This is a genomic window from Shewanella sp. MF08487 (genome assembly GCF_050848685.1).
Classification (GTDB): Bacteria; Pseudomonadota; Gammaproteobacteria; order Enterobacterales; family Shewanellaceae; genus Shewanella; species Shewanella glacialipiscicola.
This window is the reverse complement of the sequence record NZ_JBOZPB010000010.1, coordinates 59,110-81,332: the sequence shown is the minus strand read 5'-3', so window position 1 is coordinate 81,332 and position 22,223 is coordinate 59,110. Positions and strand designations below refer to the sequence as shown.

At 45.4% G+C, this 22,223-nt stretch carries 19 protein-coding genes; 14 read left to right on the top strand and 5 right to left on the bottom strand.

Features of this window, described 5'->3' with window-relative positions; translation table 11 throughout:
• Window positions 1-19: 19 nt before the first annotated feature.
• The 5 genes from nagK to nagP all read left to right on the top strand — a co-directional run bounded on the left by nagK (window position 20) and on the right by nagP (window position 6,173).
• Window positions 20-955: an N-acetylglucosamine kinase gene (gene nagK, locus ACRN9H_RS09280; protein WP_432313419.1), complete on the top strand. Its 936-nt coding sequence runs from the start codon at window positions 20-22 to the stop codon at window positions 953-955.
• 17 nt (window positions 956-972) lie between these two features.
• A complete protein-coding gene (gene nagB-II, locus ACRN9H_RS09275) occupies window positions 973-1,971 on the top strand; it encodes a glucosamine-6-phosphate deaminase NagB-II (protein ID WP_432313418.1) in 999 nt (332 codons plus the stop codon).
• A 118-nt stretch (window positions 1,972-2,089) separates the two neighbouring features.
• Window positions 2,090-3,226, top strand: coding sequence for an N-acetylglucosamine-6-phosphate deacetylase (gene nagA / locus ACRN9H_RS09270; protein WP_432313417.1), 1,137 nt, complete (start codon window positions 2,090-2,092; stop codon window positions 3,224-3,226).
• Window positions 3,227-3,388: 162 nt separating this feature from the next.
• Window positions 3,389-4,543 (top strand): transmembrane glucosamine N-acetyltransferase NagX, encoded by a 1,155-nt coding sequence (nagX, locus tag ACRN9H_RS09265; protein ID WP_432313416.1) that lies wholly within the window; start codon window positions 3,389-3,391, stop codon window positions 4,541-4,543.
• A 331-nt stretch (window positions 4,544-4,874) separates the two neighbouring features.
• Window positions 4,875-6,173, top strand: a complete 1,299-nt coding sequence (nagP, locus tag ACRN9H_RS09260; protein WP_432313456.1) for an N-acetylglucosamine MFS transporter NagP — start codon at window positions 4,875-4,877, stop codon at window positions 6,171-6,173.
• Window positions 6,174-6,253: 80 nt separating this feature from the next.
• On the opposite strand, the gene ACRN9H_RS09255 is transcribed toward nagP, so the two are convergent.
• The 4 genes from ACRN9H_RS09255 to ACRN9H_RS09240 form a co-directional block, all read right to left on the bottom strand.
• Window positions 6,254-6,976: a TorF family putative porin gene (locus tag ACRN9H_RS09255; protein ID WP_432313415.1), complete on the bottom strand. Its 723-nt coding sequence runs from the start codon at window positions 6,974-6,976 to the stop codon at window positions 6,254-6,256.
• Window positions 6,977-7,160: 184 nt separating this feature from the next.
• Window positions 7,161-7,526, bottom strand: coding sequence for a cupin domain-containing protein (locus ACRN9H_RS09250; RefSeq protein ID WP_432313414.1), 366 nt, complete (start codon window positions 7,524-7,526; stop codon window positions 7,161-7,163).
• A gap of 30 nt (window positions 7,527-7,556) precedes the next feature.
• Entirely contained in the window at window positions 7,557-9,047 is a 1,491-nt protein-coding gene (locus ACRN9H_RS09245) for a CoA-acylating methylmalonate-semialdehyde dehydrogenase (protein WP_432313413.1), read from the bottom strand.
• 69 nt (window positions 9,048-9,116) lie between these two features.
• Window positions 9,117-10,481, bottom strand: a complete 1,365-nt coding sequence (locus tag ACRN9H_RS09240; RefSeq protein WP_432313412.1) for an aspartate aminotransferase family protein — start codon at window positions 10,479-10,481, stop codon at window positions 9,117-9,119.
• A gap of 281 nt (window positions 10,482-10,762) precedes the next feature.
• Between ACRN9H_RS09240 and ACRN9H_RS09235 the strand changes: the two genes are divergently transcribed.
• From ACRN9H_RS09235 to ACRN9H_RS09215, 5 genes are all read left to right on the top strand, one after another.
• Complete coding sequence (locus tag ACRN9H_RS09235; RefSeq protein WP_432313411.1) at window positions 10,763-12,259, top strand: aldehyde dehydrogenase; 1,497 nt, start codon at window positions 10,763-10,765, stop codon at window positions 12,257-12,259.
• Window positions 12,260-12,783: 524 nt separating this feature from the next.
• Window positions 12,784-13,281: a hypothetical protein gene (locus ACRN9H_RS09230; protein WP_432313410.1), complete on the top strand. Its 498-nt coding sequence runs from the start codon at window positions 12,784-12,786 to the stop codon at window positions 13,279-13,281.
• Between the two features lie 315 nt (window positions 13,282-13,596).
• A complete protein-coding gene (locus ACRN9H_RS09225; protein WP_432313409.1) occupies window positions 13,597-14,010 on the top strand; it encodes a septal ring lytic transglycosylase RlpA family protein in 414 nt (137 codons plus the stop codon).
• A gap of 163 nt (window positions 14,011-14,173) precedes the next feature.
• Window positions 14,174-15,007 carry a sulfurtransferase gene (locus tag ACRN9H_RS09220; RefSeq protein ID WP_432313408.1) on the top strand — a complete coding sequence of 278 codons (834 nt, stop codon included), beginning with the start codon at window positions 14,174-14,176 and terminating at the stop codon, window positions 15,005-15,007.
• A gap of 102 nt (window positions 15,008-15,109) precedes the next feature.
• Complete coding sequence (locus ACRN9H_RS09215; protein ID WP_263190389.1) at window positions 15,110-15,622, top strand: DUF2937 family protein; 513 nt, start codon at window positions 15,110-15,112, stop codon at window positions 15,620-15,622.
• Window positions 15,623-15,797: 175 nt separating this feature from the next.
• Here the strand turns inward: ACRN9H_RS09215 and ACRN9H_RS09210 are convergent, their stop codons facing one another.
• Complete coding sequence (locus tag ACRN9H_RS09210) at window positions 15,798-17,105, bottom strand: NAD(P)/FAD-dependent oxidoreductase (RefSeq protein WP_432313407.1); 1,308 nt, start codon at window positions 17,103-17,105, stop codon at window positions 15,798-15,800.
• 235 nt (window positions 17,106-17,340) lie between these two features.
• Between ACRN9H_RS09210 and ACRN9H_RS09205 the strand changes: the two genes are divergently transcribed.
• The 4 genes from ACRN9H_RS09205 to ACRN9H_RS09190 all read left to right on the top strand — a co-directional run bounded on the left by ACRN9H_RS09205 (window position 17,341) and on the right by ACRN9H_RS09190 (window position 22,133).
• Window positions 17,341-17,889 (top strand): cupin domain-containing protein, encoded by a 549-nt coding sequence (locus tag ACRN9H_RS09205; RefSeq protein ID WP_432313406.1) that lies wholly within the window; start codon window positions 17,341-17,343, stop codon window positions 17,887-17,889.
• Window positions 17,890-18,316: 427 nt separating this feature from the next.
• Window positions 18,317-19,078 carry a gamma-glutamyl-gamma-aminobutyrate hydrolase family protein gene (locus ACRN9H_RS09200; RefSeq protein WP_432313405.1) on the top strand — a complete coding sequence of 254 codons (762 nt, stop codon included), beginning with the start codon at window positions 18,317-18,319 and terminating at the stop codon, window positions 19,076-19,078.
• Window positions 19,079-19,080: 2 nt separating this feature from the next.
• The gene (locus tag ACRN9H_RS09195) at window positions 19,081-20,436 is read left to right on the top strand and encodes a glutamine synthetase family protein (RefSeq protein WP_432313404.1); all 1,356 of its coding nucleotides are present in this window, start codon (window positions 19,081-19,083) and stop codon (window positions 20,434-20,436) included.
• Window positions 20,437-21,032: 596 nt separating this feature from the next.
• The gene (locus tag ACRN9H_RS09190) at window positions 21,033-22,133 is read left to right on the top strand and encodes a polyamine ABC transporter substrate-binding protein (RefSeq protein WP_432313403.1); all 1,101 of its coding nucleotides are present in this window, start codon (window positions 21,033-21,035) and stop codon (window positions 22,131-22,133) included.
• The last annotated feature ends 90 nt before the right edge of the window (window positions 22,134-22,223 follow it).

The window sequence follows — 22,223 nt, the reverse complement described above, 5'->3', positions numbered from 1 at the left end:
ATAGGTGAAGAGGGGTGTCATGGGGTTAGTCCAGACAAAAGATCAACCACTGTTTATAGGTGTAGATGGAGGTGGTAGTAAATGCCGAGCCACTATTTACTGCGCAGACGGTACCGTTTTAGGGACAGGTGTGGCTGGACGCGCAAATCCACTGCATGGTCTCACACAAACATTTGAATCCATTGAAGCATCGACTCGCCTGGCGTTGCTGGATGCGGGCATGAACGAGAGCGATAGTCACTTGCTGGTGGCGGGTCTTGGTCTTGCTGGCGTAAATGTCCCTCGGTTATATCAAGACGTGATTAACTGGCAGCATCCTTTTGCAGCCATGTATGTCACCACAGATCTGCATACCGCTTGTATTGGTGCACACCGCGGTGCCGATGGCGCTGTTATCATCACGGGCACAGGTTCTTGCGGTTATGCCCATGTTGGTGATACCAGCTTGAGTATTGGCGGCTATGGTTTTGCATTAGGTGATAAGGGCAGCGGTGCTTGGCTGGGCTTGAAAGCCGCAGAGCATGTGCTGTTAGCGCTCGATGGTTTTGCCGCGCCGACGCGATTAACTGACATGCTGCTGAGCTACTTTAACGTTTCCGATGCGCTCGGCATTGTCGAAAATCTAGCGGGTAAATCATCAAGTTGTTATGCCGCATTAGCCAGAAGCGTACTCGATTGCGCCAATGAAGGTGACGCAGTCGCGACTGCCATAGTGCAAGAAGGCGCAGATTATATTAGCGACATGGCGCGTAAGCTATTTAGCCTAAATCCGGTGCGTTTTTCGATGATCGGTGGCCTTGCTGAGCCTTTACAAGCCTGGCTCGGTGCCGATGTAGTCGCCCAAATTTCAGAAACCTTAGCCCCACCCGAACTCGGTGCTATGTATTTCGCCCAGCAAGAATTTAATAAGTCGTTGTCAGTGCAAATAGGCACTGAAGCCAAATCCTGTATTTGAACGTAAAGGTAACAGACATGACAAACACTATTATGGAGCAAGAAGCTCGCACCGCACCGCAAAAAATCGCTGGTCAGTTAGACGCTAACGCTGAAATCATGCAGCAGTTAGGTGAAAAGCTGCGCGCCTTCGATCCCCGTTTTGTAATGATCGTTGGTCGTGGTTCATCGGATCATGCGGGTGTTTTTGCTAAGTACTTATTTGAAATCGAAGCGGGCGTACCGACGTTTGCCGCCGCCCCTTCAGTGGCGAGTGTGTATGGTAAGACCTTGAAACTCGAAGGAGCGCTAGTGATTGTGATTTCACAATCTGGCCGTAGCCCTGACATTTTGGCGCAGGCGCGCATGGCAAAAAATGCTGGCGCTTTCTGTGTTGCTTTAGTGAATGATGAAACCGCACCGATTAAAGATATCGTCGATGTCGTTGTACCTTTACGTGCTGGCGAAGAGAAAGCGGTTGCTGCGACTAAGAGTTACCTCGCAACGTTGTCAGCGATTTTACAACTTGCCGCCGCTTGGACTCAAAGCGAATCGCTTGCTAGCGCCGTCGCTTCTTTACCCCAAGCGCTGCAAACGGCGGTGGACGCTGAGCCACAACTCACGCCAGAATCCGTTGCCGATGTGAAGAACTTAATCGTACTCGGCCGTGGTTTAGGTTATGCGGTATCTAAGGAGATCGCGCTTAAGTTAAAAGAAGTGTGTTCAATCCATGCTGAAGCGTTCAGCAGCGCCGAGTTCCTCCACGGTCCTGTGACCTTAGTTGAGAAAAAACTCACTATTGTTGATGTGTGCATTGGCGATGAATCCTACGCTAGCCATATCGAACAAATTGAAAACGTGAGCCAACGCGGCGCCGATTTAGTGCATCTGAATCAAACTTCGACCGACATTCACCCTCGTGTGGCGCCGTTAGCCTTGTTACAACGTTTTTATATTGACGTGGCAGCGGTTGCGATTGCCCGCGGTATCGATCCTGATCAACCAGCTGGCCTTAAAAAAGTAACCCAAACGCTTTAAGCGGCAAAGTTTAAGAGGTCTAGGTAGGCTGCACGATTAAACATCTGCAGCTAAGCCCACGCGGTTAACCTAATTTAAGCCTTAAGCTAACCGCGTTATTTATTGAAAGAGGTTTGCGATGAAAATCACCTTGATCGCTGAGCGTATTTTTGATGGTGAATATTTCCATCAAGATGTGCCTGTGACTGTTGAAGACGGGCACATTCTGGCGTTTGATACGGTTGTTGGTGCGAAGGAAATCCGCCAAGCCGGAACGCTGGTGCCTGGTTTTATTGATGTACAAGTGAACGGTGGCGGCGGGGCGTTATTCAATGCCGATCCGAGTGTTAATTGCATTGAAACTATCGGCCGTGCCCATGCGCGTTTTGGTACGACAGGTTTTTTACCTACGCTTATCACCGACGATGTCAGCGTGATGGCAAATGCGGCCGATGCAGTGGCCGAGGCTTTAGTCAAAGGTAGCGCTGGCGTTTTAGGGGTACATTTTGAAGGACCACATTTATCTGTGCCTAAAAAAGGTGTACATCCGCAGGGCTTTATTCGCGAAATCACCGATGCTGAACTCGCCGTATTTTGTCGTCAAGATTTGGGGATTAAAGTGGTCACGCTTGCGCCTGAGAATGTGTCGCCAGAGGTAATCCGCACGCTTGTCGCCTCGGGCGTGAAGGTGTGTTTGGGCCACTCTAATGCCGACTACGATACTGTGATTGCAGCATTAGCGGCAGGCGCGACGGGCTTTACTCATCTTTATAATGCTATGTCTCCTCTGGGTTCCCGTGAGCCGGGCATGGTTGGCGCGGCGATTGAGAGTGAAACCGCTTGGTGTGGTTTGATTGTCGATGGTCACCATGTGCATCCCGCGGCGGCAAAGGTCGCACTAAGGGCAAAGCCGAGGGGCAAAATGATGTTAGTCACCGATGCTATGCCGCCTGTGGGTATGGAGGATGAGACTAGCTTTGAGCTCTTTGGTACTCGAGTACTGAGAGTCGGCGACAGATTAAATGCTGTGACAGGTGAGCTGGCGGGCTGTGTGCTCGATATGGCAACTGCGGTCAATAATACGGTGAACTTGTTGGGTTTACCTTTGGCGGAAGCCTTGAGAATGGCGGCGTTATATCCTGCGCAGTTCCTCGGGATTGACCATAAGGCTGGCCGTTTAGCAGTGGGACACAGGGCTGACTTTGTCTTGCTCGATGCGCGGAACAAAGTGCAGGCAAACTACATTGCGGGACAAGCTGTTTATGCACATCCTTAAATTGCATTTACATTTGCAGTTTAGGTGATTTTTAACAACTAGCCCTTGTCGTATTTTGATGACAGGGGCTAAGTTTTTTATTGTACAGCACTCATTTTAAACAGTATTAGTTTTGCTCAACTTTTATAAAAGCTTTTAATAACAATAATAAAGGATGATGGCATGGGGAACACACAGACAAACGCAATTGTGCCAGTAAAGGTGAATAAACCTAGGTTGATGTCTCTGGATGCACTGCGCGGCTTCGATATGTTTTGGATTTTGGGCGGTGAGGCCCTGTTTGGTGGCTTGCTTATTTTAACGGGCTGGGCAGGTTGGCAATGGGGCGATGAACAGATGCACCATAGCCAATGGCACGGCTTTCGGTTTTACGATTTAATCTTTCCGCTGTTTATTTTCCTCTCTGGTGTGGCCTTAGGTTTATCTCCCAAACGTTTAGATAGATTACCGATGAAGGATCGATTACCTGTGTATCGGCATGGGATTAAACGACTCTTTTTATTGCTGCTACTGGGCATTTTATACAATCACGGTTGGGGAACAGGCGTACCTGTCGATCCTGAAAAAGTTCGCTATGCCAGTGTGTTAGGTCGAATCGCCTTTGCATGGTTCTTTGCCGCATTACTGGTGTGGCATACGAGTCTACGAACGCAAGTTATTGTCGCCTTTGGTATTTTGCTTGGTTATGGCGCAATGCAACTTTGGTTGCCATTTCCTGGTGGACAGGCGGGCATACTCTTGCCAAAGGAATCCATCAATGCCTATGTCGATTCAATGTTGTTGCTAGGCATAAGCTACAAAGGCTATACGCCAGATCCTGAAGGTGTACTGTCGACTATTCCCTCCATCGTCAATGCATTAGCGGGTGTATTTGTCGGTCGTTTTATCGTTAAATCCCATCCTAAAGGTGAATGGGCTAAAGTGGGCTTACTCGCGACAGCGGGCTGTGTGTGTTTAGCTTTAGGTTTGCTGTTGGATGTGGTTATTCCGGTTAACAAAACCCTATGGACCAGTTCATTCGTGCTAGTGACTTCAGGCTGGAGCATGATTTTACTGTCTATATTTTATGCCTTAGTTGACGTACTTAAGTGGCAAAGATGGGCATTTTTATTTGTGGTTATTGGTACTAACGCCATTATTATTTACTTAGCGTCTAGCTTAGTGGATTGGAAATATATCGCGCTGAGTGTGTTTGGTGGCTTAGTGCTGGCCTTACCTGAAAGCGCTCAAGCGTTAGCTGCGGTTATCAGCTTGCTCGTGGTGCAATGGCTGGTTTTATATTGGATGTATCGCCGCAATATTTTTGTCAGGATTTAGTCAGTTCGCTTAATAGATTGAGAACAACCGCAGGCACTGAGTGTTTGCGGTTTTTTTTTACATTATTTTCGAGGTTTGAGTTAGCACTGACTGATGCCTTAACTGTCGGCTAATTGGTGATTGTGATAGGAGTTACACTAGATATTTATTAAATGACAGCGTTGTCTTTTAGTGTTATTTGTTTTAACATCAGTGAAACAATGAAGCCTTTGAATGATAACATTCGGCATTGTCAACGAGTCGCGGTAAGGATGTTCGGGAACTTAGACATTAATTTTGATCCCGTGATCACCTCAATAATTAACTACTAATAAGAAGCAGGTTTATGGAAATGACACTCGATAAAAGCCAGCAAAAAAGCAGCGTTCTTCCCATGGCCATCGTAGCGGCGCTCTTTTTCATCCTCGGATTCGCCACATGGTTGAACGGGTCCTTAATGCCGTATTTAAAACAAATATTGCAGCTTAATCCTTTCCAAGCCTCGTTGATTTTATTTTCTTTTTATATCGCCGTAACCTTCACCGCTTTGCCCTCTGCTTGGCTTATTCGCAAGGTCGGTTATAAAAATGGCATGGCATTGGGAATGGGCGTGATGATGTTGGCGGGATTGTTATTTATCCCTGCGGCAGAAACGCAAATTTTCGGTTTATTTTTATTTGCTCAATTGGTGATGGGCACAGGCCAAACTCTATTACAAACAGCAGTTAACCCTTATGTGGTGCGTTTAGGCCCAGAAGAATCTGCCGCTGCCCGTGTGAGCGTGATGGGTATTTTAAACAAAGGCGCGGGCGTGATTGCGCCTTTAGTATTCTCGGCACTGATTCTAGACAGTTTTAAAGACCGTATTGGTACAGAGCTGACTCAAATTCAAATTGATGAAATGGCTGATGGCTTAGTATTACCGTATTTAGGTATGGCCATTTTTATCGGTATCTTGGCATTGATGGTGAAAAAATCGCCATTACCAGAGTTGTTGAATGAAGATGAAGCTGCTGGAAATACGGATAAAGGGCAACTTAAAGCGGCATTATCTCACCCTAACTTAGCCTTTGGCGTGTTAGCGCTGTTTGTTTATGTTGCTGTAGAGGTTATTGCTGGCGATACCATTGGTACATTTGCTTTGTCTTTAGGCATAGAGTCATACGGTGTTATGACTTCCTATACTATGGTGTGTATGGTGCTGGGTTATTCTTTAGGTATCCTGTTAATTCCGCGTTTTATTTCACAACCTAAGGCCTTGATGGTTTCGGCCATTCTTGGTTTGTTACTGACATGCGGTATTTTGTTTGGCGACAATAATTCTTACGCTATTGCTAATGTTTTGTTAGTGCCTTTTGGCGGTGTGGCGCTGCCCGATACCTTGTTGATGATAGCTTTTCTTGGTTTAGCCAACGCAATAGTCTGGCCTGCTGTGTGGCCGCTAGCCTTGTCAGGCATGGGCAAATTAACCAGTACCGGTTCAGCACTACTCATCATGGGGATTGCAGGTGGCGCCTTTGGTCCTGTGTCTTGGGGCTTAATGAGTTCAGCGACAGACATGGGCATGCAAGGCGGTTATATGGTGTTGTTACCCTGTTATTTGTTCATTCTATTCTACGCGGTAAAAGGGCATAAAATGCGTCGCTGGTAAACCGAATTGTAAAAAATAAGCCCTCGATGATGAGGGCTTTTTATTGAGTTATCAAGATTATGCTTTAAAGCTCAAGATGGTTAGAACGCGTAACTTACGCTCGCAAGTACGGTATCTGAGTTTTTGAATGCGCCATCAGAGACCTTTTGGTCGCCGCTGAGATCGGTACCTAACCAAGCTAAAGAAAGTCCAAAGCCTGCTAGTTCAGTCGATACACCAACAGAATAGTCTGAGTAACTATCAAAGCCTTCACCGTCATCTAACGCGTCACCAGCATTGTAGCCGTAGTGCAAATCGAGGCTCCAGTTCTCAACAAACCCATAAGAGTAGTTAAGCTCAGTGTAGTGATAGTCTAAATCAGTGCCGCTGTAGTCATCGGTGAACCAATAGGCGACACGAAAGTCTTTATAATCCATGCCTGCGGTGATTTCAAAGTAGCCTATGTCACTCTCACCGGAGTAGTTATAACGGTTAATAGTGACATCGTAGGTTAGCTCTTCGTTGATCTCGCCGCCATAAGCAACATAGAAATCATATTCGATTGCAGGGCCATTATAGCCGGGTTCATCAAAATCGACGTTACTTGCCCAAGCGCCGACAGAGAAACCCGAGTCGAAGCTCCAATCGATACCCCCTTGCAGTGCTGGGTCGCCTGCAGTCTGTGATATTCCACGAAAACGATAGTCGTTAGTCACACTGATTTCCCCAGTCACTTCAGCGGCCGCAATACCGGAGAATAGGGTGGTGGTTAGCGCGAGTCCAACAAGCTGTACCAGCCGTTTTTTATTCAGATTATTATGCACGGTATTTCTCCCATTTTCTTTATTGACTCGGACGTGTTACTGGCAGCCAAGGTGATTTAATGGCATCAGTACATCCGTTAGTTTGCCAATCAACAGCCTAGGAAAACCCATTACTGTGAACTACTGGCGAGTATTGCTAAGATAACTTAGCCGTTCTACTGAGGCTGATACAGCCTGGTGGATCTCACTTTTGCTCAAAAATAATATAAATCTTACGACACGGTTCGACGACTTCCCAAGTCCCTTGAAACCCTGCCGGTATAATAAACCTATCACCCACAGTGAACGTCTGTGATTGACCCTGAAGATCAGTAATAACACTTATTCCTTCGAGGATTTCGCAGTACTCGTATTCAGTATAGTTTATTTTCCAAGCACCTGATTCGCTTTGCCAAATTCCACTGTGAAATTGATCGCAAGGGCTAGAATAATGATTCTCTAACCCTTGGGTTGGGTTACCTGCTAACAACTTTTCCGCCGGTAGCCGGTAGCTTTCAACAGCTGTTTGCGCCGTAGCAAAGCGAATAATGGCGTTAATGTTCACCGTCATGTGCGATTTCCTTATTAAACTGACATTCGGCTATTTCATCGTTGGCATAACAAACTCGGCTTGAGTCTGTTTGCCTACGGGCCAGCGCGCAGTAATGGCTTTACGCTTAGTGTAAAAACGCACGCCATCGGGGCCATGCATATGCAGCGGTCCAAACAGTGAACGTTTCCAACCGCCAAAACTGTGGAATGCCATCGGCACAGGAATCGGTACGTTTACTCCAACCATACCGACTTGTACGTGGTGGCAGAAATGCCTTGCCGCTTCACCACTTTGGGTGAAAATCGCCGTGCCATTACCAAATTCATGTTGGTTAATCAGCTCAAGTGCGGTCGGGTAATCTTTTACGCGCATAATGGCGAGCACTGGGCCAAAGATTTCTTCGCGGTAGATGCTCATATCTGGCGTGACGTGGTCGAACAAACAGGCACCGAGGAAATAGCCCTGTGGATTTTCTTCAACACTCAGTTTACGGCCATCGACCAGCAGCGCTGCGCCTTCTTGCACGCCCGCTTCAACATATTGGGTGACTTTGGCAAGGTGCTGTTTTGAGATAAGTGGGCCCATTTCCATCTCTGGCGTCAGGCCGTTACCGACTTTTAAGGTATGGATTTGCGGTAGCAGTTTTTCCACTAACGCGTCGCCCACATCGCCTACTGCTAGTACGACTGAAATCGCCATGCAACGCTCACCCGCACTGCCATAAGCTGCGCCCATTAAGGCGCTCACGGCTTGATCTAAATCCGCATCTGGCATGAGTAGCATATGGTTTTTTGCGCCGCCCAAAGCTTGCACGCGTTTGCCATGTTTAGAGGCGGTGCTGTAGATGTATTCGGCTACTGGAGTTGAGCCAACAAAGCTTACCGCTTGCACATCTTTATGGGTGAGTAAGCTATCGACGGCTTCTTTATCGCCGTTAATCACGTTAAACACGCCATCGGGAAGACCCGCTTCTTTAAGCAGCTCAGCAATACGCATCACAGAGCTTGGGTCTTTTTCCGAGGGTTTCATAATAAAGGTGTTACCGCAGGCAATCGCGATTGGGAACATCCACATGGGAACCATCACGGGGAAGTTAAAGGGCGCTATGCCTGCGACAACACCTAAAGCTTGATTCACTGACCAAGAATCGACCCCGCCACCGACTTGCTGGGTGTGTTCACCTTTTAGCAAGTGCGGAATACCACAGGCAAATTCGACCACTTCGAGGCCGCGAATGATCTCGCCCTTAGCATCGTCTATCACTTTGCCGTGCTCGCGGGTGATAAGCTGCGCCATTTCATCTAGGTTCTGCTCAACTAAGGCTTTGAATTTAAATAGCACTCGAGCACGGTTGAGTGGTGTGACTTGTGACCATGTTTCAAAGGCGGTTTTAGCGATTGCGATGGCTTCACCGACTTCCGCTTCGCTGGCGAGCGAGACTTGTCCGTGATGTTCGCCAGTGGCGGGGTCAAAAATATCTTGGACTCTTGAGCTGGCAGGCGTGTGCTGACCGTTAACAAAATGAGTGATCGTGTGCATAGTAAACCTTTGATACTCGCCGTTATAGCGAAGTGTTAAATGTAAAAGTGAAATAAGAGGTTGGCTTTATCATCCAACAGCATTAATCGCGTCGCTTAGGCTGTTAACCATTTGGTCAATCTCGCGTTTATCGACAATCAGTGGCGGCGATATGGCAATAATATCGCCCGTGGCTCGCACCAAAGTGCCGTGGCGGAAGCAATGCTCAAACACGCCGTAGCCACGTTTCCCCGCGCCTTGAGCGTTAGATGCAAATTGAATCCCAGCGACTAAGCCTGTATTGCGAATATCAATCACATTCGGCAAGCCTTTGAGGCTGTGCACTGCGTCTTCAAAGTAGCGCTCAAGCTCAAAACTACGTTCGAATAATTGCTCATTCTCATAAATCGATAGGGTGGCAAGCGCCGCCGCTGCAGCCACGGGATGACCGGAATAGGTGTAGCCGTGGAAAAACTCAATGAGTTCAGTGGGGCCTTGCATACAAGTGTCGTGGATAAAATCTTGCACAAATACAGCGCCCATAGGGATAGCGCCATTATTGATGGCTTTAGCCGTGGTGATCATATCTGGGATAACGCCCCAACGTTGACTCGCAAAAGCGGCGCCAACGCGGCCGAAAGCGGTAATAACTTCATCAAAAATCAGTAGGATGCCGTGTTTTTTAGTGATTTCACGCAGGCGTTTTAAGTAACCTTGTGGCGGCAATATTACCCCAGCAGAACCCGACATTGGTTCAACGATGACGGCGGCAATATTCTCGGCGCCATGTAAGGTCACAAGCTGTTCTAATACTTCGGCTTTTTCTGCGCCAAAGTGCGAGAGTCCACGGGTAAATGCCGCATTTTGGATATCTAAGGTGTGGGGTAAGTGATCAACGCCTTGCAACAATTGGCCGCTAAAGGCTTTGCGATTATTACTTAATCCTCCGACAGAGATGCCGCCAAAACCCACACCGTGGTAACCCATTTCACGGCCGATAAAGCGAGTGCGTGAGGCTTGACCATTCGCTCTGTGATAGCAAAGTGCCATTTTAAGCGCTGTATCGACGGACTCAGAACCTGAGTTAGTAAAAAAGACTTTATTTAATCCTTCTGGACTTAGCTCAACTAAACGCTCAGCAAGTTCAAAGGCAATAGGATGACCCATTTGGAAGGAGGGCGCGTAGTCCATCTGTTTAATTTGTTTGCTGACCGCTTCGCTGATTTCTTTGCGACCATGGCCCGCGTTACAACACCACAAACCCGCGGTGGCATCTAAAACCTTATTGCCATCAATATCCGTGTAATACATGCCTTCAGCCTTGGCAAGTAACCGCGGGTTGGCTTTAAATTGGCGGTTGGCGGTAAAAGGCATCCATAGGGCTTCAAGTGAGAGCTCCTGTTGTGAAGACTTGCGGGAAAAATCATTTGGAGAATTGAGCGGCAAATCGGCCATAGTGTTTACCTTGTCCTGTACTTTTTAGGTCTTGTTTTAGGGTGGCTATTATTTGCTATGCTATGTCAGAAATAATGAACATGGAATAGTTGTGTGCAGTTATTTGTAGCTAAAATGCTATTTTTGTAAAAAATATTGAATTTTATTGCTCAAACAGCGTAATCTGAAGCCAGAAATTATGACTGTGATGATGTTTAGCATTTGCAAAACGTCTGTCACAGATGGCTATTTTTTGTCGATGAACGTTAAACCACACTTATACGAACTATTAAGAGGTCATCATGAACACACCAAAGAAACGTAGCGAATGGGAAAGTCTTGCTGCCAGTTTGTCTATTAATGGCAAGGCTTTTATCAATGGCGAATATCAAGATGCCGTTTCGGGTAACACCTTTGATTGTATTAGTCCTATCGATGGCCGCTTGTTGGTAAAAGTGGCGAGTTGCGATGTTGACGATGCCAACCTTGCGGTTGCCAATGGCCGCAGCGTATTCGAGTCTGGTGTTTGGTCGCAGCAGTCTCCGGTAAAGCGCAAACAAGTGATGATACGTTTCGCCGAATTACTCGAAGAAAATGCCAATGAACTCGCCCTGTTAGAAACCCTCGACATGGGTAAACCGATTCGTTTCTCTAAGGCGGTGGATGTCGTGGGCGCTGCCCGTGCCATTCGCTGGTCAGGCGAAGCGATAGATAAAATTTACGATGAACTCGCACCAACCGCTCACAATGAAATAGGCATGATCACCCGTGAACCTGTGGGAGTTGTCGCTGCAATTGTGCCGTGGAACTTCCCTATGCTGATGGCGTGTTGGAAGCTCGGCCCTGCACTTGCTACAGGTAACAGTGTGGTATTAAAACCCTCTGAAAAGTCACCCTTAACGGCAATCCGCATGGCACAACTCGCCATTGAAGCCGGGATCCCCCAAGGCGTATTAAACGTGTTGCCAGGATTTGGCCATACCGTAGGTAAAGCCTTAGCCCTGCATATGGACGTGGATACGCTGGTGTTCACAGGTTCCACCAAAATCGCCAAGCAATTAATGATTTACGCTGGCGAGTCGAACATGAAACGCGTGTGGTTAGAGGCAGGAGGCAAGAGCCCCAATATCGTCTTTAATGACGCGCCAGATCTGAAAGCCGCTGCCGTTGCCGCCGCTGAAGCGATTGCCTTTAACCAAGGTGAAGTCTGCACCGCAGGTTCGCGTTTGCTGGTGGAATCAGGGGTGAAAGATGAGCTTATCGCGCTTATTGCAGAGGAGCTAGCCTCGTGGCATCCGGGTCATCCACTCGACCCTGCGACTGTGAGCGGCGCCGTTGTCGATAAACAACAGTTAGACACAGTACTCAGTTACATTAAAGCAGGTAAAGATGAAGGCGCAACCTTAGTCCACGGTGGCTGCCAAGTCATGGCCGATACGGGCGGCGTGTATGTGCAGCCAACGGTATTCTCTAATGTAAATAATCAGATGAAAATTGCTAGTGAAGAGATTTTTGGCCCTGTGTTATCTGTGATTGAATTTAATGGTATGGAAGAAGCGATATCAATCGCCAACGATACTATCTACGGTTTAGCCGCTGGCGTGTGGACCTCAAACATCAGCAAGGCCCATAAAACCGCTAAAGCCCTGCGCGCTGGCATGGTGTGGATCAACCATTACGATGGCGGCGACATGACAGCGCCATTCGGTGGCTATAAACAGTCAGGTAATGGCCGAGATAAATCTCTGCATTCCTTCGACAAATACACAGAATTGAAAGCGACTTGGATCGTGCTATAAGCGGACTGTTTTTATAACTGCTCTTTTTTGTCTATATTTTTTGTATATATATAGAAGAAGGAGCCGCTTTCGCTCAATACTAAAACCTCTTTTCATATTACATGGAAAGAGGTTTTTATTTTTAGGGCGGTTTATCCCAAAGCAAGGCCGTTGAGTTGCGTGCATTACGCATTAATTGCCATTGTTTCCCCAGTGACACGCCGTAAACTCGTCCCTGTGACCTTCTAAAACATCCTGTTTTAGAAGGTCACAGGTGCAACAATGACAATCCTAATTAGCCTCTCGCTGTTCGTTTAATTAAAAAACTATTGCCTCAAGTGAGCTAAATAGAATGATAAAGCTAAAACAATATCAAGTAATTACCCACCAAACTGTATAAAAAACCGCTACCGCAAAAAAGCAAATTTCTATAGCATTATTCATACCCATTTACACGGATGTGGCAGCGGCCAAGTCCAACAAGCGATTTATGCCCTGCAAACAGCGCATAAATACTAAGACGTTAGGCATTACAGGAGTTATTTATGTTAACTGCAACACTATGGGTTGCCTTCGGTGTTATAGCTGCTGCATTTGTAGCAAGAGGCGTTAAAATATCCGAATTTCGACAAGCGTGGATAGATGGGCTAAGAACTGATATATCTGAGTACATATCTAAGGCACATCAATGGATAGATTTATATTTAACATTTAACTCGGAAAGTGAACAAGATAAGAAATCTCAAATGAAACCGGAGCTTGATCGCCTTAAATATGATGCCTTACATATTCATAGCAGAATTAGCCTCAGGTTTAAACCTGACGATGAAGCAGCAGATACTCTATTAGCCAATCTATTGAAACTATTTAATCCTGCATCAATTGGGTTAGATGATAATGCATACTCCAACTGGAGGGATTTATCTGATTCAGTAGTGAATGAGGCAAGAGTGTTATTAAAAGAAGAATGGGAAGCCACAAAAAACCCAATCCTTAAACTGTACAAAAAAATGCCTAACAAGGCCTTCAAGTCGGATTCGTAACAGTTGGCTCAGTTCCGCTTCGCTTCACATTTTAGCCAACTATTACTCACCGCTTAAGGCGGCGTTAGCTACCAAGTCAATAAAGGAGTATGCATTGAGTATTTTATGGTGGGTTGACCAGTACACACCTGCTAATGCGTGATTTTAGCGTGTAACTGCTGTAGCCTCGTGGAGTTTTATGATGTCTTGCACTGTTTTTTTAGGATGCAAGCCCTGAGCTTTTGTCATCCAAGGGTTCTTCGTTATTTCCCCCCTTGATTTTTGCTGAGCAGATTGCTCCCTAGCAATAAATTCACTTATTAGAGAAGGTGTCATGTGAACACACTTAAAAACCAAATTATGCGTTCTACTTTTATCAAATTATCTGTACTGGCACTGTTAAGCTTTTTGGCAGGTTGTTCTTCGTTAAAAACGGGTGAAGATGGTAACTGGGTGGGATTCACTGAGTCTGGCAAAGCTTCTTTTTATGGCGATAGACATCAAAATAAAAAAACGGCGAGCGGCGCACGTTATAAACATACATCAAAAACTGCAGCCCATAAAAAGTTACCCTTTGGTTCGAGTGTTAAGGTGACTAACGTCGATAATGGCAAAAGTGTCATTGTAAAAATTAACGATAGAGGGCCTTTTGTGCGTGGCCGTATTATTGATCTATCAAAATCGGCATTTAGTAGCATAGGTAACACTTCTTCAGGTTTAATAGATGTGAAAATAGAAGTCATTAAATAGCGGCTAGCTTGATAAAACGGTGCGATGCACTTTAAGCATCGCCAAACGCGATTAATGCTTTTGTTGAATAGCTAAAGCCGACAACTTTTAAAGCCGATATTTGGGCTTTGCGGCTAGCATGAAAGACTCACACTCGATCCACATAACAGTATAAGGATTTGCTATGGAATACCCACTTGTTAGTACGCAGTGGCTCGAAGCACACCTCACCGATCCCCATCTAGTGCTGCTCGATGCCAGTATGCAAACCGTTATTGGTAAAGAACCCCTAGTTTATGACGAGCCGATTTGTATAGCACGCTCACGTCGGTTCGACTTAGAAAATGTGTTTTGTGATAAGACTTCAAGCCAAATTCATGCCTTGCCGACGCTTGAGCAATTCACTCAAGGGATCGCACAACTTGGGATTGAGGCCGATAGCATTATTGTTATCTATGATAACCAAGGTATTTATTCTTCTCCGCGGGCTTGGTGGACTTTTAAAGTGATGGGTTTTAGTCAAGTTTATGTACTTGATGGTGGTTTGCCCCAATGGATTGAAGAAGACCGAATGACCTCATCGCGTTACCAAGATGAAGGTGTTGATTATGGCCCTACGGATGTCGATACTTTGGCTGATGTACTGCAATACCACACCGAGCGGGTGATGGATGCCGAAGCCGCGATTATCGATGCCCGTGGCGCGCCGCGCTTTTTAGGTCAAGTGAGTGAACCTCGCCCCGGTGTGCGCTCTGGGCATATTCCTCACTCGGTTAACTTACCCTTTGCTCAAGTGCTCGATGGCAATAAAATTAAATCTACCAGCGAGTTACAGGCTATCTATCAAGGGCTTGCAGCAGATAAGTCTGCACGGGTATTTAGCTGTGGTTCAGGGATCACTGCGTGTATTTTGATTTTAGCCTCGGTGGCGGCAGGGCATACTCATCCTATCCTCTATGACGGTTCATGGGCAGATTGGGGCGCTCGTAATGATCTGCCAATAGAGAGTGTTAACTAAGCAAGGTATTGATTGAGTTAGTGTAACTTCGAGCGTTATGTAACTGATGTATCGTAACTCAATGTGTTTTTATTGTTTGGCTAAAGTGCCAAGGAGAAAGTCTTGATTGGCAGATTAATTGATAAGTTGGTATTTGGACTCATTCTAGTGATGGCCTTGCAGTTACCGCAATTGGCTGATCATTATCAGCAATTTTTATCAGGTCTTTATGAATCGACCCGATGGCAAGTAGAAGGCTATGAAGCAACCGCGAAACAATACCAATATGCGGATGCACAAGAGATGATTGCCCATCACCAAGTTAATCAGGAGCCCAGTGTCCGCGCTGATGCTGAGCAAAAGTTGCAGACACTCGAACTTTACACTCAACTTGAGCAAGGTATGGGAATTTTCAAAAAAGGTAATTTATTTGAGAAAACTGCCTACATGTTTAATCCTGCTCGCTTTGATTATCTTGAAAAAACCCTCAGTAACTTTAAGCCAGGCATCCCTTTAACCGCCAGTGGTATAGGCTTTGGCGTTGTGGTGGCTTTAGTGGTGCATTATCTTGGCTCTATGCCTTTTATTTTGTGGGCAAGGCGTAAAAAGCGGCTGAGATTAAGCAGAGCGAAGTAATTTGCGTAGGTGAGTCGAGCTAGAACTTAGATTTTAGGCGAGGTTTTACCTTGTTGTATAAATCACGCATGCTTAAAAGATTAATGCGTTAATGATTGGCGCTTAAATGACTCGCACTTAAATGACAAATAATGCCCCGCGGATAAGTCATCCGCGGGGCATTATTTATTCGTGCTTAAAACAAATCCTTAAACCTGTGATACAGCATGCCTGCCGCGAGCATAGGTGAGCGGAACGTCGGGCCGCCGGGGAAGGTCATGTGTTTGATTTTGGCGAACACATCAAAATGTCCCGCCTGCTGGCAAATCGCCTCGGCAAGCAGTTTTGCCGCCATGTGAGTGGCGTTCACGCCGTGTCCTGCATAGGCTTGGGCGTAAAAAATATTATTAGCATCGGGCAGGCGACCAATTTGCGGCATACGGTTTGCGCCGATACCTATCATGCCTCCCCATTCATAATCGATGCGTATCCCTTTTAATTGTGGGAACACTTTCTCTAGATTCGGCCTAAGCGCCGCTTCAATATCCTTAGGATCTTTACCCGAATAGGTGCAAAGGCCGCCAAATAATAACCGACGGTCTGCGGATAGATGGTAGTAATCTAAGGCTATTCGCATATCGGCGAAAGCCATATTCTTCGGGATAATACTGGCGCATTGAGCTGCCGTTAAAGGCTCAGTTGCTAATAAATAACTGCCCGCTGGTAACACTTTACCACCGATAAAACTGTTAAGCTTGTGGCCGATATACGCATTACCAGCGAGCACTAAGTATTGACAAGTGACTTCGCCTTTGGCGGTAATGACCTTAGGTTTGGTACCTTGAATGATTTTTTTAGCTTTGCTGTATTCAAATAATTGCGCGCCGAGATTGCGGGCGACGCGGGCTTCGCCAAGGGCAAGATTAAGTGGGTGTAGGTGGCCGCTGCCCATATCGACCAAGGCACCTTGATAAAAATCTGAACCAATCACTTCACCCAATTGCGATTTAGTGAGCAGTTTGATTTCCTGCTGATAACCCATGGCTTTAAGTGCACTAAATTCTTCTTCAAGTTCATCCATGTGGCGAGGCTTTACTGCCAAGTCGCAGTAACCCATATGTAGATCGCAGTCTATTTGGTGTTCTTGTATGCGATTTCGCACAATTTCAACCGCTTCAAAGCCCATCTGTTGGATGGCTTGTACGCCTTCAATGCCGATCTCATTTTTAAATTGCGCAGGATCGTGGCCGATACCGCGAATGAGTTCGCCACCATTGCGCCCCGATGCGCCCCAACCAATGCGCTTGGCTTCTAATAGCACTACACTCAGACCACGTTGAGCGAGTTCTATGGCGGTATTGATACCACTAAAGCCACCGCCCACTATGCAGACATCGGCACTGATATTGCCTTCAAGTTGTGGATGAGCATAAATTTCTTTTGCAGTATCAACATAATATGATTGTGGATATTGTTCACTGTGCACGGGCGGTTTACTTGCCATTATGGCTCCAAAAATTGTTTTTATTGTAAATTGGACTTGCCTCAGTATACTCATCACACTTTTAACATGATGTGAAAAAGTGTTCGTTTTATTTAACATGCTTTTTATGTAGAATACAATGAAAGCAGTAAAACACGCACTTTTAGGGCGAAAATACGTTCTGGATGGGGTTTATCCTGAACATGTTATTCGTCATCTATCGGGTTTTATCCGAGCGTTTAGGGGGATGTGAAATTTGGATATTGGCGCCAGCCTTAAAACTATTCGAAAAATGAAAGGCTTATCTCAACGAGAGCTAGCCAAACGTGCTGGCGTAACTAACAGCACCATTTCGATGATCGAGAAAAACAGTGTTAGCCCATCAGTCAGCTCTTTAAAAAAAGTGCTCTCGGGTATCCCTATGTCTTTAGTGGATTTTTTCTCAATTGAAACCTCAACGGATAGTGAACGTAAGGTTGTTTATCGGTCCGATGAATTACTCGATATCGGGACTGGACCTCTAGAATTTAAACTGATTGGCCGCGATTATCCAAACCGTGCTATGTCGGTAATGAATGAGATTTATCCACCCGGCTCAGACACGGGTGATGAGATGTTAAAGCATGAAGGCGAAGAAGCCGCGATGGTGATTGAGGGTAAATTCGAACTCACAGTCGGTGATGAAGTGTATATTTTAGAAGCCGGTGATAGTTATTACTTTAACAGTGAATTACCGCATCGATTCCGTAATCCCTTTGATGAACCTTGCCGTTTGGTGAGTGCAACTACGCCAGCAAACTTTTAGTAAAATTACTCACTTAGCTTATTATTCAATCTATTAGGCCACTTGTTCAATAAAGAACGGTGGCGTAATACAGCACTTAATCATCCCCATTCTAGCGCTTCTTATTCTACTCCATTGCCTATTCTTATCTCTTATTGTGTAAATAATATTAGTTCAAACTTGACGTTAATATTACTTAATAGACTCGATAATAATCGAAATAATACCCGTGTAACAGCTGATGCATTCACAAAAAATAACATATTACTGAGAGGCTTTAATTTTAACTAACTGTTATTTATCTCTATTAGCTATTGCTGGTCAGGGTCAAAGTTAACAATTGCTTAACCTCTTGCCTCGTGTTAAATTTCGGTGTACTGTGTGAAAAAATGAACATTTGAAGGCGAGATGTTCGTTATGCTAGTAAAACGAATTCTAAAGGTGAGATATGTCAGCTGATTTGCCTCTTATTGGCGTTGTAGCATGTAATCGACAACTGGGATTGCATCCCTTTAATATCGTTGGTGAAAAATATCTTTTAGGCGTAGTGAATGGCGCGAAGGGTTGGCCGTTAGTGATCCCATCCTTAGGCGGTGATTTACCGATAAACGCCATTTTGGCACGTCTTGACGGTATTTTGTTTACTGGCTCCCCTTCTAATGTTGAACCCCATCTTTATGCCGGTCAGCCGAGTGAGCTTGGCACACATCATGATCCCAAGCGTGATGCGACAACGTTGCCGTTAATCCATGCTGCAATTGCTGCAGGGATACCCGTATTAGGTATTTGCCGCGGTTTTCAAGAAATGAATGTGGCCTTTGGTGGCAGTTTGCACCAGAAATTATATGAGGTAGATGGCTTTATTGAACATAGAGAAGATAACACCGCATCCTTAGATGTGCAGTATGGGGTTTCTCACAGTATTACTGTTGAGCCTGGGGGGGTTATTCATGAGGCCTGGGGCCGTAACTCTGCAGAGGTTAACTCTTTGCATACTCAAGGCGTGGAGCGTCTGGGTAATGGGTTGCGGCCAGAAGCTTATGCTCCCGATGGATTAGTGGAGGCTTTCTCCGTGATCGGTACTAAAGAATTTGCCCTCGGTGTGCAATGGCATCCAGAGTGGAAGGTGAGTGAAAACTCATTTTATCTTTCTATCTTCAGTGCGTTTGGTGATGCCTGCCGACGTAGGGCTACAACTCGAGTGAAATAATAATGAATAAGCTTATCGCTTTTTTAAAAGAACGAAAAATCACAGAAGTCGAATGTGTTATTTGCGACATGACTGGCATCGCCCGCGGCAAGATTGCACCAGTCGATAAGTTTCTCGATGAAAAAGGCATGCGTTTGCCCGAAAGTGTGCTGTTACAAACCGTAACTGGCGATTTTGTTAACGAAGATATTTACTACAGCCTGCTCGATGCTGCCGATATTGATTTTGTGTGCGTGCCCGATGAAAACGCTGTCTTTATGTTGCCTTGGACCATTGAAGCTACAGCGCAGGTTATCCACGATTGCTACGATAGAATGGGTAATCCGATTGAGTTATCACCCCGTAACGTATTGAAAAAAGTCTTGTCTCTCTATGATGAACAGGGCTGGGAACCGGTTATAGCTCCCGAAATGGAATTTTATTTAACCCGCCGTAGCGACGACCACGATTTACCGCTTAAGCCACCCATTGGCCGCTCAGGTCGACCAGAAGCAGGTCGCCAGTCTTTCTCTATCGATGCTGCCAACGAATACGATCCCATGTTTGAGGATATGTACGATTGGTGTGAGCTCCAGGGGTTGGATATCGATACCTTAATCCATGAAGATGGTCCAGCGCAGATGGAGATAAACTTCAGCCATGGAAATGCATTATCCTTAGCTGATCAAGTGTTTATCTTTAAGCGCACCCTGCGTGAAGCGGCACTAAAGCACAATGTTTGCGCCACTTTTATGGCAAAACCAGTGACAGATGAGCCGGGTAGTGCGATGCACATTCACCAGAGCGTAATTAATAAAGAGACAGGTAAAAACATTTTCACCAATGAAGATGGCACTAAAAGCCAGTTATTCTTAGGTTATATAGCCGGTCTGCAAAAATTTATTCCTGAGCTATTACCCCTTATGGCGCCCAATGCGAACTCTTTCCGCCGGTTTCTACCCGGAACTTCAGCACCAGTAAACTTAGAGTGGGGTGATGAAAACCGTACCTGTGGTTTGCGTATTCCTGAGTCTTCGCCGCAAAATCGCCGTATCGAAAACCGTATTCCTGGTGCCGATGCTAACTGTTATTTGGCGATTGCTGCCAGCTTATTGTGTGGTTATATAGGTATGGTTGAGGCACTTAAACCGTCGACACCGGTGCAAGGTAAAGCCAATGAAAGTCGCAGCAACAATACCCATTGCCTGCCTCTGACCTTAGAGGAAGCGTTAGCGGCGATGGAAGAAAGTGATGCCTGTAAACAGTATTTAGGCGAAGCTTTCACCACAGGTTTTGTGGCGGTGAAACAGGCTGAGCTTGAAAACTTCCGTCGTGTTGTCAGTTCATGGGAACGTGAATTTCTACTGCTCACCGTGTGATGTTGTTACGTTAATACTCTGCAATGTTTGCCCGCGTTAGCCTAAGACCGTTTCAGGTTAACGCGGGGACTTAAGCTGGAATCTGTGCACTGTTGTAGTAATGTTGCACTCTGTTGGTGCGATGTTGTTGTTAAATAATATAATGATTTTATAATGGTTTTGCATAAAGCGTTTACTTCAACCCAGTGCTTAGATTGTTAGAATAAGCTAATAGCCTTAATCGTGTTTGTTGCCCTAATCATTAATAGGTTTAAGTGTTTATTTTTACTTGTTAATTACTTTATGTCGCAAGGGATTTTACGATTGGTTTAGTGCGGCTTGAGGCTTTTAAAATATTGCACTATGGCGATGCTAGCAATATTTAGTCTGTTTTTTTGAGTATTAATGCAATATCTTACATTTCAATATTTGGCACGAAACCTGATACTTAACAAGTTGTAACAAGAGCGAAATCAGCATGATTATCATGTCGTAGTGACTGCCGATGCGGTTTTAAGGTGTAGCATTGGTCGAGAATAACAACTATATCCGGGTATCCCGGTGACACAATGTCAGAATTTGCTTAAGCAATTCTGCTACCTGAGAAAGGAGAAAGCATGAAACTATTTAATAAGATGACCACTCTAGCTCTGGTGACCGCGAGCGTAATGGCAAGCGCAGCGACTCAAGCCGAAGAAGTGGTACGCATGTATAACTGGTCAGATTATATCGCTGAAGATACCTTAGAAAATTTCAAGAAAGAAACGGGTATTCGGGTCGTTTATGATGTGTTCGATAGTAATGAAGTTCTTGAAACTAAGTTGCTCTCGGGCCGTAGTGGCTACGATATCGTTGTGCCTTCTAATCACTTTCTTGCAAAGCAAATTAAAGCTGGCGCTTTTAAAGAATTAGACCGCACTAAGCTAACTAATTTCAAAAATTTAAATCCTGCATTGATGGAACTGCTGGAAAAGGCAGATCCTGCTAACAAGTATGCTGTACCTTATTTATGGGGCACTAACGGGATTGGTTACAACATCGATAAAGTGAAAGCGGCTGTTGGCGAAGATGCACCATTAAACTCAATGGAGCTGATCTTTAATCCTAAATATGCTGAAAAAATCTCAAAATGTGGTTTTGCTATGTTGGATTCTGCCGACGATATGGTGCCTCAAGCACTGATTTATTTAGGTTTAGACCCTAATAGTACTAACCCTAGTGATTATGAAAAGGCCGGTGATTTACTTGAGAAAATTCGTCCTTATGTGACTTATTTTCACTCCTCACGTTATATTTCTGATTTAGCCAATGGCGATATCTGTGTTGCCTTTGGTTTCTCTGGTGATGTATTTCAAGCTAAAGCGCGCGCTGAAGAAGCGGGTAACGGTAACAAAATTGGTTACTCGATACCAAAAGAAGGCGCAAACCTGTGGTTTGATATGTTAGCCATCCCTGCCGATTCGACTAACGTAGACAATGCTCAAACACTGATTAATTATCTACTGCGGCCAGAAGTGATTGCGCCTATTTCTAACTTTGTTGCTTATGCTAATCCAAACGATCCTGCACAACCTTTGGTTGATGAAGCGATTCGTACCGATCCTGCTATTTATCCACCGCAAGATGTACTCGATAAACTCTATATTGGTGAAATTCGCTCTTTGAAAATCCAACGTATATTAAATCGTGTTTGGACCAAAGTGAAGTCAGGGCAATAGTCGATACGGGGCAAGCTTAGCTTGCCCCTTGTTTGGCAAACTCACTATGTCCAATCCTATGCAGAGTTAATCCACGTATAGGATTTAATA